Source organism: Lewinella sp. 4G2, from assembly GCF_001625015.1.
Classification (GTDB): domain Bacteria; phylum Bacteroidota; class Bacteroidia; order Chitinophagales; family Saprospiraceae; genus Neolewinella.
The window spans coordinates 3,573,306-3,589,892 of sequence record NZ_LVWJ02000014.1 but is presented as its reverse complement, the minus strand read 5'-3'; the positions used below and the strand labels follow the sequence as shown (position 1 = coordinate 3,589,892).

The following is a 16,587-nucleotide window of genomic DNA, read 5'->3' as shown; positions in this document are numbered from 1 at the left end:
AGTAAGAAGCCCCCCATCCGCCGGAGCGAATGGAGGGCTTCATTATCCGATTAGGATAAGCTGGAACCTAGTAACCTGGGTTCTGGCGGAGCGTAGGCTCTCCGTCGACCAAACTCAGCTGAATAGCCTGAGTAGGGATCGGGAAAAGCATGTGGCGGGCCTGCACTTCGTTGCGAGCCTGCAGGAAGGGGCGGCGGTCCTCCTCTACGTCAAAGTAGTCCTCCATCGTATTGATGAAGTAGTCCTGTCCGTAGCGGCGGAGGTCAAACAGACGGTGGCCTTCGAAAGCAAGTTCGAGACGGCGCTCGAGACGTACCGCTTCGCGGGCATCATCCTGATCGGTCCATGCATCATCGTACGTACCCACGGCGTAGGATTGCACGGTGCTAGGATCATCAATCGGTACGGGGACTTCATCGGCGCCTTGAGCACAATTGCCGGCGCGCTCACGAATTTGATTCACTTTTGCACGGGCAGCTTCCAGGTCGCCGTTCTCAACGTCGATCTCAGCGAGCATAAGGATGACATCAGCGTAGCGGATAATTGGTACGTTAATTGGGCTCAACTGATTCGCTACCCAGCCTACATTGGAAGAGAATCCGTCAGCCTGGTTGAACTTCTTCGTGTTGTACTCGGAAGAGTAACCACGGTCACGTACCCAACCCGGAGCGTGCGTACCCCAGTTTAGGAAGGGGATTCCGTCACGACCAGCGATCCAGTCAAGACGGGGATCTACCAACTCATCGGGGGTAGGATTGGTGTCAAAGCTGTTGTCACGAAGTGGGAGACCATCTTCATCGACGCGGTAAGCGTTCACAAGGTTCTGGGTAGGCTGGTGGAAACCACAACAGCCGATCGGAGATCCACCGTGTGGGTTAGCCAAACGCATAGAGAAGTTGGCATTGTCACCCGCGGGGTCACCGTCGTTTACGGAAGCCTGGCTAGAGAAGATCATTCCGGAACCATCTTCACCACCAACGGAGAAGAGGTCGTGGTAACAATCCTGTAGCTCGTAGCCCTGTACTTTGTCCAGTGCCGTTTTAGCGGCAGCAAAGTTGCGATCGATCATGTGCAGACGCCCAAGGATGGCGTTCGCAGCACCGCTGGTAGCGCGACCGATGTCATTCTGAGTTGCTGGAAGTAGTGCGGCAGCATCTTCCAGATCCTTAATGATGTTCGGCAGAATATCCTGATCGTTCGGCTTACGGAAGTCAATTTCCAGTTCGTCAAAGTAGGGGATGTTCTTGAAAACCTTGTAGAGTTCAGAATGGTAATGGCCACGTAGGAAGGTAGCTTCACCGAGGAGGCGGTTCCGGTCATCATCACCAATATCGGTGTTGGCAGCCAGCAGACGAATAGTTTGGTTGGCTCGCACGATTCCGTCGTAGGATACGAGGAACTTCGCCTGAAAGTCATCGATGGAGGGGGCCCATTGGTAGAGTTCTACCTGCTGCAATGCAACGTTATCCGAAGGTTCGCTACCCTTGTGGGTATCATCCGAGGGGATGGATCCAAAGACCCAATTGTTGGCAGCCATGCCGGACCAACCTCCAGTTCCCCAGTCTTGTGCCCAACCGTCCGTACGAGAGTAAGCAGCGATCAGGGCTGCATCAATTCCCGCGCGAGCGCTCAGGTTAGTTTCCGCAAGTACGCCCTGCGGTGGAGTATCGAGGAATTCTTCCTCGTTACACGTCCAGGCCAGTGCACACAGGCCGGCCAGGGCGCCAAGTTTTAGTAATTTCTTCATTGTATATTATTTAAGATCTCAATTAAAACGCGGCGTTCACACCAAGCATGAAGATGCGAGTCGTCGGATAGTTACCATTGTCAACACCCATGAACAAGTCATCAGCGTCACCGCCACCGTTGTTACCGTTACCCAATCCGAAAGTGGAAAGTGCAGGGTCCAGGCCGGAGTAACCGGTGATGGTAAACAGGTTCTGGGCTTGAACGTAGAAGCGGAGTCTGCTAAATACGTCGCCACCGATAGAGTTCGGAAGGGTGTAGCCCAACTGAAGCTGCTTAAGTCGTACGTACGACCCGTCTTCGACGTAAAAATCGGAAGGCGTCCGGCTGTACGTATCATTAATGTTCAGCGCGGGCAAAGTGTTGTTAGGCGTCTCGGGGCTCCAGGAGTTGGTCAACAGTTCCGTACTGGCGTTCGTATCGAACTGACGGAAGATGGTGAATTGCTTGGTCGCGTTGAAGATGTCGTTACCGAAGCTACCGAAGAAGAACATCGTGAAATCGAAGTTCTTGTAGTCAACACCAATATTCAAACCGGCAGTCAGATCGGGGTGAGGGTTACCGATGATGGAAAGGTCAGCATCGTTGATGACACCGTCAGGCTGTCCGGTACGCATACCAGTCTCAGGGTCAAAACCGTCAACATCCTTGAAGCGGAAGGCACCTACACGGGCTTGCTCCTGGAAAGCAGTGGTTGGGTCACCATCCAGAGCGGCAGCAGCGTCCACTTCAGCCTGGTTCTGGAAGATACCGTCCGTCTGAAGACCGTAGAAGGAAGCAATTGACTCACCTACGCGGTTAATCTGGATGTTACCGATACGAATCTCCTGACCACCACGGCCGAAGAATTCTTCACGAACGCCGTCAATAGCGATGATCTCATTATTGTACTGGCTGATGTTGGCGCTGATGTTGAATTTAACATCCTGAATCTGAGGTCTCCAGCCCAAGGCCAGATCAAATCCACGGTTTTCCATTTCACCAATGTTCACGAACGCAGGTGCGATGTTACCCTGAGTGGTTGGGTTGGTCGGGTTGAAGAGTAGATCGTTGACCTTTGACTGGTAAAGGTCAAGCACAACGGTAACTTTTCCGTCCAGAATAGTAGCGTCGAAACCACCGTTGAGGGTGGCCTTTTCTTCCCATCCGGTTTGCGCGTTACCAAGGCTCGTGGCCGTGTAACCCGTAGCGAGTGAGTTGCCGCCGCCAATTGCGTAGAACGTGCTACCCGTTCCACCACCGAAGCGGTTTACAAAGTTGTAGTTGCCGAAATCCTGGTTACCAACGACACCGTAGCCAGCGCGAAGTTTCAGGTCGGTCAACCAGCTTACATCCTGCATGAAAGCTTCTTCGGAGATCCGGTAGCCGATACTGGCTGCGGGGAAGATGGCAAACTTTTCATCACCAAAGCGGCTGGAACCGTCACGGCGTACCGTAGCACTTAGCAACCACTTGTTATCGAAAGTGTAGTCCACCCGAGCAAACTGAGAGAGCAAGGTAGATTCGCTACCGCTACTACTCACGTTACGCGTTTCCGGGTTAGCAAGAGATGCGCTGAGGTAACGAGTAGAAAGGTCGCTGAGGAAGAATTGAGCGAAGCTACCGTTGATACCACGGAAGCGATCACGCAGTGCTTCGTAACCGGCGATTACACCTACGTTGTGGCGCTCACCGAAATTCTTCTGGTAATTCACGGTGTTCGTCCAAACCCAGCTGTAGCTCCGGTTGAGGTACTCAGAGAAGCTGTTCTGCGTAGTTGGCTCGGAGTTTTCAAAGGTCGGGTTGCCCCAGTTAAGGGCACCACCTACACCGTAGTTGAGGCCTACTTGAGACTTCAAACTCAGACCGTCGATCACCTCAAACTGTGCGAAGAGGCTACCGGTAACGTTGTCGAATTCACCAACATCGTCCTTATTGTACTCCGTACGGGCAACGGGGTTGGTACCGTTGGAGAGGCCAGTAGTCTTACCGGAGGCGAAGTTGACACCAGAGATGTCATATACTGGAATAATGGGCTGTGCCTTAACAATCTGCATCAGCGTACCCTGCTCACCCTGGTTACCACCGGGGACGCCTACCGAAGTAACGCGGCTGATGTTAAGGTTTTCGCCAATCGTCAGGCGGCCAACTTTCCACCGAGAGTTAGCGCGTAAGCTCATCCGTTGGAAGTAAGTGTTCCGCATCGTACCCTGCTGGTCCATGTAGTTCGCGGAGATACGGTAGGAACCCGCATCGTTACCACCACTGATGGCGAGGGTGTGGTCAGTAATTGGAGCAGTCTCCATCGTTTCTTCCCACCAGTTGGTGCCTTCGCGGTTGGCCCGCATGATCAGGTTGTTGGGGTAGCTGTAGAGCGACTCGTCCACCTCACCGTTCGTGAAACACTGGTCACAAGCAAAAATGTAATCGCTGGTCAGGTCAGTATTACCGTTGTCGCCGTAGATGGTACCAACACCGGGGAGGAGGCCCTGGTCAGTGTAACTACGTACGAAGATCTCAGCGTAATCCTCAGGGTTCTGAATGAGGATGTCATCCCAACCGCGTTCGTGGTCCTGCACACCGTAGTAGGCATCGTAGGTCACCTTGGGGCGGCCGGACTTACCTAGTTTGGTCGTGATGATCACTACACCATTAAGGGCACGCGTACCGTAGATCGAAGCCGCGGAGGCATCTTTCAGGATCTGCACGGACTCAATGTCATTCGGGTTGATATTATTGAGGAAGTTGTTTAACTGGGGAACTCCATCAACGATAATTAGCGGGTCATTTGACGTAAAGGAGGAAACACCACGAATACGAATGTTCGTACCCGATCCGGCAGCACCGGAAGTGGAAGTGTTTACACCAGTCGCCCGTCCTTCGAGTTGCTGGTTAACCGAAGTCGCCGCAACTGCGGTCAGCTCTTCGGAATCAATAACCGCAACGGCACCGGTGATGTCACCTTTCCGCTGCTGGGTGTAACCCGTTACAACGACCTGGTCCAGAACGGCAACGTCGGGAGCAAGGGTAACGTCAATCTGGCTACGGTTGCCAACGGTGATCCGTTGGGTCGCATAACCAGTGAAACTGATGATCAGTACATCTTCCGGGGATGCTTTGATCGTGAAGTTGCCATCAAGGTCGGCAACCGTACCGGTCGTCGTACCGTCCACGAGAACCGTGGCGCCTACGAGACCAAAACCTGTATCATCTAAAATGGTACCAGACACGGTCTGGCCAATGGCCCAACCGGTCGAAAGCAAAAGCATGACCGCTACGCCAAGCAGCCGCGGTAAGGCCCGCCAGCGTCGCCCGTCGTGAGCTTGTAAAATCTCTTTCATAAATCAAGTTTTGTATGAAAAAATAGTGAATGTAAAAAGGAGACCACGTCAGTCTCCAGGTTCTTTAATTGTGCTTTAGCTCGGGATGTAGGATGACAATTGGGGTACAACCAAAATAGGCAGTACACTGACGGCCCAATTCCAGTTAGCCTGATTGGTCGGTGACGCCGGAGACACGGCCCCGTGGATAGTGGTAAGTGTTAGTTGCATGATCAGACCTCAAACAGCGCGCAAAACAATGAAAATCCGTAGGTGATTTTTGCGCAGGTTATACACACCAAATGTGACCTATTTGCGGCAATTATCCAAGCGAGGGCAAAATTTTGTAGGCGGCGGGACTGATTGAAGGAATCAATCAAGCGTACTTCCGGACTGATCGTGTTAAAAATTCTGAAAATAAGATTAGCGAATTCAGGAATGTCATTGTTTATGACTAAGAGCCCGCCAGGTAGCGTTTGCACGTTCCAAATCATTAGGTACATCCACACCGAAACTCTTCTGGTCCGTCACGCCGACGTGGATTACAAGGTCATTTTCCAGCCAACGCAACTGCTCAAGTGACTCGTCTTGCTCCAAAAATCCAATCGATAGCATTGTGGCAGTACGCAATGCTTCAGCCCGGAACGCATAGATACCAATATGCTGAAGGTGTCTGCACTGCCTTAACCAGCGGCCGACCGGTTGGTCCCGCAAGAAGGGTATAGCGTGGCGGCTGAAGTAGAGTGCTTTTCCACTCCGCGTGCGGACGACCTTAACTACATTGGGCGACAACAGAGAGGCCTCGTCGTCTATGGGGTGAGCCAGCGTAGCGATGTCCACTGACTGCTCTTCGAAGGCTTCCACGATCTTGTCGATCTGCTCTTGTGCCACGAAGGGTTCGTCTCCCTGCACGTTGATTACAACTGTCGCTGCGGGATAGGCGAGGGCAACTTCGGCAACTCTGTCCGTTCCGGTTTTGTGGTTGGCTTTAGTCATCATGACCGTACCGCCGCGGCTCGCTACGTGGTCGTAAATGCGCTGGTCGTCGGTAGCAACAACCGTGACGTCTACCTTTCTATTGGCACTTACCCGGTCATATACGTGATCAACCATGGCTTTGTCGCCAATTTGCGCAAGGGGTTTTCCGGGGAAACGAGTACTGGCCCAGCGGGCGGGAATGACGGCTAAGACCATAAGTGATGATTTTACCCCGCCAAGTTAGCTACTGGTACCCTAGGATGGCGAGCATGCTCTCCGCCGTCTGAGTGGGGTAGAGTAGACGATCGGTCAAGTTACCCTGCTCGTCTAAGTCAATGAGGATGTGCTGCGGGCTTGGTATCATACAATGTTTGATGCCGCCGTAGCCAGAGATGCTATCCTGATAAGCACCGGTGTGGAAAAAACCGAGGTAGAGCGGTTCCACGTCATCGGCTTTATTCACCGGTAGGTAGACCTGACTTTCGTGGATCTCGCTATTGTAGTAATCCGAGTTGTCGCAGCTCAGGCCACCAATATTTACCCGGCGGTAATCATGGTCCCACTTGTTCACGGGAAGCAGGATGAACCGTTCATTTATACCCCACGCATCGGGCAAAGTCGTCATCAGCGAATTGTCGATCATGTACCACATCTCACTGTCGTTCTGCTGTTTCTGCTCCAGCACTGAGAAAATGGTTGCACCGCTTTCGCCTACGGTGTACTTCCCGAATTCTGTGTAGATATCGGGTTCAGTCACGTCCATTTCCTCGCAGGCTTCCAGGATATTCGCTACGATCTCCCGGACCATATACTTGTAGTCGAACTCAAAACCGAGGCTATTGCGAATGGGCATACCTCCACCAATATTCAGTCCCGTAAGGCTGGGGCTATGTTGTTTGAGTTCACCGTACAGCCGTACTGCCTTTTTGAGCTCTCCCCAGTAGTACAGGCTGTCCTTAATACCGGTATCCACGAAGAAATGGAGCATCGTTAGTTCCAACTTGGGGTTGCCCTTGATCCGATTTTCGAATAGTGGGATCACGTCGGCACCACGCAACCCTAGGCGGCTAGTGTAGAATTCAAAGTTGGGTTCCTCTTCCGTGGCGACCCTAATCCCAATTTTTGCAACACCCTGCACGTGCTGCTCGTAATAGTCAAGTTCATGTGCATTGTCCACGACGGCAATGACATTACTAAAGCCATCGTTCATCAACCCTACGATGGCGCTGAGGTAGTTGACGGGTTTGAAGCCGTTACAAACGATCTTTAGCGTTTTGTCAATCTTCCCGTTTTCGTACAACTTACGCACGAGCTCCACGTCGTAGGCGGAGCTCAATTCGAGTTGAGCGCCAAACTTTAGGGCCTCTTCCACTACGTGGGCAAAGTGAGAGCTTTTGGTGCAATAACAGTAGTGGTAGTTGCCGGTATATCCCTGGCTGCGCATCGCGCGACGGAACAAATTTCTCGCTTGCTTGATCTTGCGCCCGATACTTGGCAGATAGGTCAATTTCAGGGGCGTCCCGTATTTGTTGATCAAGTGAATCAACGGGATATTATTGAACGTCAAATAGCCTTTATCGAGGTCAAACCCTTCCTGTGGGAAGTAGAAGGTTTGGTCAATCAGATCAAAGTATTTGTTGGCCACCGGCGGTTAATTTTTGAGCTGCGGCGAAGTTAAGCTAGCGTATCCAATGCTTGTATACTGGCGCTGCCGCTGGTGCCGAGAAATAGGCAAGAATTAGGAATGACCTCGTAGGGAGCGATAGCAACTGAATAGAAAGGTAAGCACCTCTAACGAGATCAGTACTTGGCTTCGTTACTTCTTCATTATCTCAATCTCTAACCGTTCTCCGGTCAGCGTACCGCGCTTGAAGACGCCATCTTCGATGAGGAGTAATTCCCCAACGGAGCCAAATTTGATGCTGCTATCAACGGCGAATACGCGGTCACCAAAATAGCGTTTGATGGCGCTAAAAGAGGTGTGCCCTACCACTAAATGTTCTGCATCCAATTTTCTGAGGATGCGGGCAATGTCGTTCTGATCAAAGTCGCGGTCCAGAAAGTAGCCGCGGTACCACAATGGCCCCTGCCGTCCGTGTAGCAAGTCCAGGCGACCACTATTCATGGACACAATTTCTGCGCGGGGAGTAAGCAGATGCTTATGGTAGGTGTTGTTGATCTTCTCTAATCCGCCAATCTGGTAGACTACTTCTTTGCTAAAACCACCGTGGACATAAACAACATCGTTGATCTTTACGGTAAGGGGCAGGGTGCGAAGCCAGCGGCCAAGAAAGGAGTCGTTGCCGTATAACTTCTCGTAGGGATTTTTGAGCAAATCGATGGTATTGAGGTACCGCTTATGTACGTACCGCACGTCGCCCTCAATGACCATGGTTTCGTGGTTGCCCAGCAAGAAGTGCACCCGGCCACCAAACTCCGGCGCCTGTTGCTGCAAGTGGTAGATCAGCCACAGCGTAGCATTCACCTGGTCTCCACGATCAAAGACATCGCCCACGATCACGAGGTGCCCATCGCCAAAAGTCCAGTTTTCTTCCTCATCGATAATACCGTTTGCGATCAGTAGTTTGCGGGCCACGGCGTACTGGCCGTGAATATCGCTCAGGGCTGCAACTCGGGTAACGCCGCTGAAAGTAAACTGAAGCTGGCGGTTAAATTCGCGCTGAGGGTCAAAGGTTTCGGGGTGAAATCCGGGAAATGAAGGCAGGCTAGCAGTATCGGCACCCGTCAGAGAAAGCTCGTCGGCCCGGTCATCTTCGGGGTAAGCCCACTGTGCAATGGTTTCGTTTCTCTTGAACATCACGTAAGGCCCGTCGATTTCGTCGAGTTGTGCGGACGCCAGGAAAGGCACTAAGCAAAAGGCCAGAACGAGTGGGAAGAAACGGAGCAAGATGATCGAGTTAAGCAGGTTGCTGCAGTATCGCAGCCAATAATCAGAGCGCGCGGACAATTGACCAGTGTTCTGACGGACGCAACGCGCATAGTCACAAACCTGAAGCAGTCGTTAAGGGTTTGTTAGCGCAAAGGTAATTATTCTCTCAAGGGTTCGGAACATGGTGTGCTAAGAGGAAGGTTTGCTCGCCCCTTTGCTGGCTTCTACGTCAGCGCCTATGCTCTAAGACATAGGTGAGAGGCAGCGCCGGTAATAGCCAGCACAACACATAGCCAGGATTTCTACAATATGTTATGGCGTAAAAGCCATTCATTTGGCAGAGTTGCATTTTCCGTGAGAAATTGTAAGGCGACTTGACTTTGAGCCAAATAAAGTACCCGGCGCTAGCTCGTCATTGGGGTGGAAAGATTTTAGCAATCGGAAAATGACGGGTACTTGCGAAAGCATTCTTGTGTTCAGACCCCTTTACTTCTTATCTTGTGCAGCCCTAGTAAACTACCGGGCCCACCACGATTTAGCCCCTCTTACCAAGTACGCCAGCAATAAAAATTGTCTTCACTGATGCCTCTTTGCCCTTTGGCAAATGAGCACCAACAAACCGACATAATGCGCTACGTAGAAAACTCTCCAAAGCCTCAGGGCTTGTATACGCCCCACCTTGAATCGGATGCCTGTGGTACGGGCTTCATCGCCAACCTTGATGGCGTTGCGCAACACAAAACCGTGACGGATGCACTAACGATGCTGATCGCCATGGAGCACCGTGGCGCCTGCGGCTGTGAGCCCAATTCCGGTGACGGTGCCGGTATCCTTACGCAAATACCGCACGAGTTTTTTGCCAAGCAACTTGGCGCAAAGGGCAAAGCACTTCCCGAACATAGTAAGTACGGTGTAGGAATGATGTTTATGCCGGACGAAAAACAACTGGCGGAACGCTGTAAGTACTTGTTCGAAGACTATGCGGACGAAATGGGTTTCGATCTCCTCCATTACCGCAAGGTGCCTACCGACCACGAAGAGGTAGGCCCGACCAGCCGGGGGGTAGAGCCCCGTTTTGAACAGGTCTTCGTAGTACCCCGTGAGGAAATGGAGCCCGCCGCTTTAGAGCGCCGGCTGTTTGTACTTCGGAAGTACGCCACTCACAAGATCCACCTTACTTACCCAGAAACCAGGGACCTCTTCTACATCGCTAGTTTCAGCTACAAAACGATTGTCTACAAGGGGCAGCTGACTACCTGGCAAGTGCCCGGGTACTTCAGTGATCTTCAAGACATTGACTTTAAGTCGGCAATCGCACTGGTCCACAGCCGCTTTTCAACCAACACTGTGCCGAAGTGGAAGCTGGCTCAGCCCTTCCGGATGATCGCGCACAACGGTGAGATCAATACCATCCAGGGCAACGTGAACTGGTGGAAATCAAAGGAGAGTCTGATCCGCGAAACTTCGAAGTTCACTACCGACGAACTCGATAAAATTTACCCGGTCTGTGGTACGGGGCTCTCTGACTCTGCCAACTTCGACAACGTACTGGAGTTCCTGACCTTGAATGGCGTCAGCATTCCCCACGCACTCATGATGATGGTGCCCGAAGCCTGGCAGCACGACGAGCTGATGCCCGACTACAAGCGCGCCTTCTACGAATACACGAAGGGCCTGATGGAACCCTGGGACGGCCCGGCTTCCATTTGCTTTACTGACGGCATCCTAGTTGGAGCCACGCTAGACCGCAATGGCCTCCGCCCCAGCCGGTGGTGCCTGACCGACGACAATACCCTCATCGTAGCCTCCGAAGCGGGTGCCCTTCCGGTGGACCAAAGCACGGTAGTGCAAAAAGGCCGCCTGCAACCCGGCCGAATCCTCGTTGCTGACCTGCAGGAGCACCGCATTATTGGAGATGAAGAATTAAAGGAAACAATCTGTAAGCGCTTGCCCTACCGCGAGTGGTTGGACGAGCATCGTATCAGTATCGATGACCTTCCCCTCCGCCGGAAAGCTGCCATCAGCATGGGGGAGAAGACCTTGTTCCAGCGCCTGCAACTCTTTGGGTACACTAAGGAGGACCTGAACTTCATGCTGGAACCCATGATCAAGGGTAAGAAGGACCCAATTGGTTCCATGGGAGCGGATACTCCGCTGGCAGCTCTGAGCCTCCAGAGCCAGCACATTGCGAATTACTTCAAGCAACTATTCGCTCAGGTAACGAACCCGCCGATTGATCCGATCCGTGAGCGGAGCGTCATGTCCCTCTACGCCATGCTCGGTGAAACGGGAAACATCACCGAAGTGACGCCAGCGAACGCTAAGAATATTCATCTGGATAGCCCCGTCCTGACGAACGACAAGATGGCGGCGCTCAAGGAATTGCACCACCCAGACTTCCGGTCTGGTGTGATCGATATCGTGTTTAAGACGGACGGATTGGCCGGCCGGCTTCACGCTTCTCTTGAGCACATCAAAGCCCAGGCGGAAAGCCTCGTGCGGACAGGGCATAATATTTTGATCATCTCAGACCGGGCTGCCGATAGTAATAATGCGCCGGTACCATCCCTATTGGCAACGGGGGCTATCCACCATCACTTAGTCGAGTTGGGCCTGAGGGCGAAAACCAGCCTGGTGATTGAGGCTGGTGACGTGCGCGAGACGCACCACTTTGCAACCCTAATCGGTTACGGGGCCAGCGCCGTGAACCCATACGTAACCTACGCAGCGCTTTCTGACCTCCACACAAACGGAGTTTTTGACGAAGAGGGTCTGGAACGCAAGGAAGTACTGACCATCTACCGCAAAGCCATTGGAAAGGGTCTGCTGAAGATCATGTCGAAGATCGGAATCTCGACGCTACAGTCTTACCAGGGTGCACAGATCTTTGAAGCCGTTGGGTTGAATCACAAGGTGGTCAATGAATGCTTCCGGGGCTCCATTAGCCGGATCGAGGGTGTTGGCTACGACGGGCTGGCCAAAGAGGTTCTCGTCCGCCATGAACTCGCTTATCCACCGAAGCCGATTGCTAATCCTCGTTTGGAGGTTGGTGGCGTCTACCAGTGGAAACGCCGCGGTGAAGCACACACGTTCAACCCGAAAAGCATTCACTACCTGCAAATTGCCGCCAGAAAGAATGACGCGGAGGCCTACGAGAAGTATAAGGACACCATCAACGACCAGACGCAGAAGGCGCTGACCTTGCGCGGGTTGTTGGCTTTCCGTAAGGGTTCTCCAATTCCCATTGAGGAAGTAGAACCCGCCGAGGAAATCATGCAGCGCTTCGCTACTGGGGCCATGTCTTTTGGTTCCATTAGTTGGGAGGCACATACTACGTTGGCCATTGCCATGAACCGTATCGGTGCGAAGTCCAATTCCGGAGAGGGTGGGGAAGACCCCATTCGCTTTCAGGTGGATGAACAGGGTCGCAATATGCGGTCCGCTATCAAGCAGGTGGCTTCGGGGCGCTTTGGCGTCACCAGCCACTACCTCACGAATGCGGATGAGATCCAAATCAAGATGGCCCAGGGAGCCAAGCCCGGCGAGGGCGGCCAGCTTCCCGGACACAAAGTCGACGATTGGATCGGGCGCGTACGTAATTCAACGCCCGGGGTGGGTTTGATCTCGCCGCCCCCTCACCACGATATCTATTCCATCGAGGACCTGGCGCAGTTGATCTACGACCTCAAGAATGCCAACCGCAAGGCGCGTATCAACGTCAAATTAGTGTCCAAAGCCGGCGTTGGTATTATTGCTTCCGGCGTAGCTAAAGCAAAAGCAGACGCCATCCTGATTGCCGGCCACGATGGCGGTACGGGAGCCTCGCCGCTTAGTTCTATTCGCCACGCCGGTCTCCCCTGGGAGCTTGGGCTGTCGGAAACGCACCAAACGCTGGTCCGGAATAAACTCCGTGACCGGATCGTCCTACAGACCGATGGCCAGATCCGTACGGGTCGTGATCTCGTAATTGCCACGCTACTGGGTGCGGAAGAATACGGTGTAGCGACCGCAGCGCTGGTTGTGGAAGGCTGTATCATGATGCGGAAGTGCCACGTCAACACCTGCCCAGTTGGCATTGCTACTCAAAACCCTGAACTCCGGAAGCGTTTCACGGGTGACCCGGACCACGTCATCAATTTCTTCCGCTTCCTTGCGGAGGACATGCGATCCATTATGGCTGAGTTGGGCTACCGGACCGTCAACGAGATGGTTGGTAAAGTAGAACACCTCAAAGTCAACCCCGAAGCGGAACACTGGAAGTACCGAGCGCTGGATCTCAGCCCCATTCTCTACAAGGAAATCGCCGACGAGACAGTTGGCCTCTACAATAAGGTCGTTCAGGACCACGAGCTGGGCAGCGTAATTGATCGGCAACTCATCGCGAAGGCGAAGCCCGCACTGGAAGAGATTCAACCGGTGAACGAAGAATTCGCCATTGTCAATACTGACCGTGCCGTTGGGACGATGCTATCTAACGAGATAAGCCGCCGCTTTCACGGTGAGGGTCTGCCGGACGGAACGATCAAGTATCGCTTCCGGGGTTCAGCCGGTCAGTCCTTTGGTGCCTTTGGAGCTAAGGGCCTTGAATTCTTGCTGGAGGGTGAATCCAACGATTACTTTGGGAAGGGACTTAGTGGTGGCAGACTGATCGTAGTGCCCGACCGCAAGTCCAAATTTGATCCCCACGAGAATATCATTATTGGCAATGTCGCCTTCTACGGGGCTACCTCCGGAGAGGCCTACATAAAGGGTCAAGCTGGCGAACGATTTGCGGTACGGAATTCTGGCGTCAAAACTGTCGTCGAAGGAATTGGCGACCACGGTTGTGAGTACATGACTGGTGGGGTCGTCGTCGTCCTTGGATCTACGGGTAAGAACTTTGGCGCGGGCATGTCCGGCGGTATGGCCTACATCCTGGATGAGGATGGCACCTTTAAAGACCGCCTCAATGACGACATGGCTGATATCGAAAGACTGAACGCATTTGACGAGCAACTCCTCAAGCAGATGGTGACCAACCACAAAGTGTACACCAGCTCTAAAGCCGCCGCTGATTTACTAAAGGACTGGAATGGGGCACTGAGCCGATTCATCAAGGTCATGCCGCGCGATTACAAACGCGTGCTGGCTGAGAAGAAGATGGAGCCGCAAGTGGAGCTCAGTATTCCATCGTAGCTGATCGCTTGAGCGTTAAGCCGCTACGTTGCGGTTTTACGCTCAGTTGTAGCTGCAGGGGCTGTGAAACAGCTTTGTTTCCGCCCTTCGATTTCTAACTATTGAATTAAGAATATCATGGCTAATCCCCAAGGATTTTTGAACGTTACCCGCGAGTTACCCGCCAAACGGCCGGTCGAGCAGCGCAAACAGGATTGGAAGGAACTCTACGAACCGATGTCCGAGGAGAAGACGATCTCCCAGGCGAGCCGGTGCATGGATTGTGGGGTGCCATTCTGCCACAATGGTTGTCCGCTCGGCAACATCATTCCCGAGTTTAACGACGCCGTTTACGAGGAGGACTGGATGCTGGCCTTTCAAATTCTCAGCGAGACAAATAATTTCCCTGAGTTCACCGGACGCATTTGCCCGGCGCCCTGCGAAAGCGCTTGCGTGTTAGGGATCAATCAGCCGCCGGTGGCCATCGAACACATCGAGAAGAGCATTGCTGAAGAGGCCTTCAAGCGGGGGTACGCCCGTCCCAAGCCACCGGCTACCCGTACCGGAAAGAAGGTAGCGGTAGTTGGTTCGGGTCCAGCAGGTTTGGCGGCTGCGGCACAGCTCAATAAGGCGGGGCATACCGTCACCGTCTACGAGAGAAATACACGAGTCGGTGGTTTGCTGCGCTACGGCATCCCAGACTTTAAGCTGGAAAAATCCGTGATCGACCGCCGCGTTGATCTGATGGTGGCGGAAGGCATCAAGTTCGAAGTCAATGCTAACGTTGGTGTGAACGTGGAGGTGAAGCAATTAATGCGGGAGAACGAGGCCATCGTTCTGGCGGGGGGCTCTACCATTCCACGGGACATCCCGGCACCAGGGCGGCAGTTTCAGGGCGTCCATTTTGCGATGGAATTTTTGGAGCAAAACAACAAACGCGTCGCCGGCGATGACTTGACGGCCGTCCCGGAGATCCACGCAAAGGGCAAGAACGTCGTCGTGATTGGCGGTGGTGATACCGGAGCTGACTGTGTGGGAACGTCCAATCGCCACGGAGCCGCTTCCGTCACCCAAATTGAGATCATGGCAATGCCACCCGCCGAGCGGGACATCAATAGCTGGCCAAACTGGCCGATGATCTTACGGACTTCAACTTCTCACGAGGAAGGCTGTGAACGAGAATTTGCTGTCCTGACCGAAGAATTTTTGGGCGATGAAGACGGCAACTTGCGCGCTATCAAAACTGTGAACATCCGTTGGGGTAAGGACCAGACCGGGCGGAACACCTTTGTGAAAATTCCCGGAACGGAGCGCGAACTTCCCTGCGAGCTACTATTAATTGCCGCTGGATTCCTCCATCCCCAGCACGAAGGCCTGCTGGAGAAATTGGGTGTGGGCCTGGACAGCCGCCGCAACGTTGCGGCCAGCCCGGAACATAATTACCAAACCAGCGTGCCTAAGGTCTTTGCTGCGGGTGATATGCGCCGAGGGCAAAGCCTCGTCGTCTGGGCCATCTCGGAAGGCCGGGAGTGCGCGCGCTCCGTTGATGCTTTCCTGATGGGCGGAGAAAGTACCCTGGAGAGCAAAGATGTGGGGAAACTAGCCCTGGAGATTTAGCCACGTTGGTGTACGATGGACGACGATAGCAAGATGTATCCTTATATATAGGACAACAAATTGGGTAAGTCACGTTGTTACCTTAACACTTGGCTAAATCGTTAAGAGTACCTTTAGGAATAAGTGAAATCGAGGTTAAGCAGGGCGTAGGATTCGTCTTTGATCTCTTTTCGGCGTTTCTTTGGTACATAATCAAACACCTCAATCATGCGTAACAAATTCTCTCTCGCTATCCTGATGCTGCTGGCATTCACCCTCGTTAGCTTCGAAGCTGAAGCTCAGGTCCCTGGCCGCACTGGTACGACAACCGCCACTTCCCGCACCCGTACAGCTCCCGCTCGTACGACTACCCGGGTTAACCGCAGCACCCGTACGCAGACGCGTACTTCTACTGCGCCACGTACGTCGACGACTCGCCGTACTACTACGACTACCCGTCGGAACACCAACCCCGCTTACTGCCCTCCCGGTGGTAACGCCACTACGCGCCGTAGCACGGCCGGTACGACTCGCCGTACCACGACCACTACGCGCCGTTCCACTGGTAATACCAACACGCGTTACTCAGACCGTGACCGCAGCACGACTTCTTCGCGCAGCACCAACGGACGTTCCGCTACGACGCGTACCAGCACCCGCCCAAGCCGTGACCGCGTAGCTGGTGACGACATCTACACTGGCATCGCCCTCGACCGCGAGGCACGCAAAGCCGCCAAGGCGGAGCGTAAGGCCGAAAAGGCAGCCCGCAAGGCCGCTCGCAAGGCCCGCCGGTAGTCTTACTGACTGAACGAAAGTTCGCTTGCCCTCCACCATTCGTTTGGTGGAGGGCATTTTTGTTATTGGAAGCAACTTTTCACCCAGGCTAGTAATTAGTATTGGCGGCAAGGCTAGAAGTTTTCAGTC

8 protein-coding genes are annotated in these 16,587 nt (G+C 53.3%); 3 read left to right on the top strand and 5 right to left on the bottom strand.

The annotated features are described in order from the left end of the window. Positions 1-67: 67 nt before the first annotated feature. From A3850_RS14805 to A3850_RS14785, 5 genes are all read right to left on the bottom strand, one after another. Positions 68-1,747 carry a RagB/SusD family nutrient uptake outer membrane protein gene (locus A3850_RS14805; RefSeq protein ID WP_068218093.1) on the bottom strand — a complete coding sequence of 560 codons (1,680 nt, stop codon included), beginning with the start codon at positions 1,745-1,747 and terminating at the stop codon, positions 68-70. A 22-nt stretch (positions 1,748-1,769) separates the two neighbouring features. Continuing rightward, positions 1,770-5,066 (bottom strand): TonB-dependent receptor, encoded by a 3,297-nt coding sequence (locus A3850_RS14800; protein WP_068218092.1) that lies wholly within the window; start codon positions 5,064-5,066, stop codon positions 1,770-1,772. Between the two features lie 420 nt (positions 5,067-5,486). Further along, positions 5,487-6,239 carry a 3-deoxy-manno-octulosonate cytidylyltransferase gene (gene kdsB, locus A3850_RS14795; RefSeq protein WP_068218089.1) on the bottom strand — a complete coding sequence of 251 codons (753 nt, stop codon included), beginning with the start codon at positions 6,237-6,239 and terminating at the stop codon, positions 5,487-5,489. 28 nt (positions 6,240-6,267) lie between these two features. Further along, entirely contained in the window at positions 6,268-7,668 is a 1,401-nt protein-coding gene (locus A3850_RS14790) for an arginine decarboxylase (protein WP_068218087.1), read from the bottom strand. A gap of 171 nt (positions 7,669-7,839) precedes the next feature. After that, entirely contained in the window at positions 7,840-8,931 is a 1,092-nt protein-coding gene (locus A3850_RS14785) for a metallophosphoesterase (protein ID WP_068219829.1), read from the bottom strand. 609 nt (positions 8,932-9,540) lie between these two features. On the opposite strand from A3850_RS14785, the gene gltB reads away from it, so the two are divergent. The 3 genes from gltB to A3850_RS14770 all read left to right on the top strand — a co-directional run bounded on the left by gltB (position 9,541) and on the right by A3850_RS14770 (position 16,458). Beyond that, positions 9,541-14,088, top strand: coding sequence for a glutamate synthase large subunit (gene gltB, locus A3850_RS14780; RefSeq protein WP_068218084.1), 4,548 nt, complete (start codon positions 9,541-9,543; stop codon positions 14,086-14,088). Positions 14,089-14,205: 117 nt separating this feature from the next. Beyond that, positions 14,206-15,684, top strand: a complete 1,479-nt coding sequence (locus A3850_RS14775) for a glutamate synthase subunit beta (RefSeq protein WP_068218081.1) — start codon at positions 14,206-14,208, stop codon at positions 15,682-15,684. 207 nt (positions 15,685-15,891) lie between these two features. Then, a complete protein-coding gene (locus A3850_RS14770) occupies positions 15,892-16,458 on the top strand; it encodes a hypothetical protein (RefSeq protein ID WP_068218078.1) in 567 nt (188 codons plus the stop codon). Positions 16,459-16,587 lie beyond the last annotated feature (129 nt).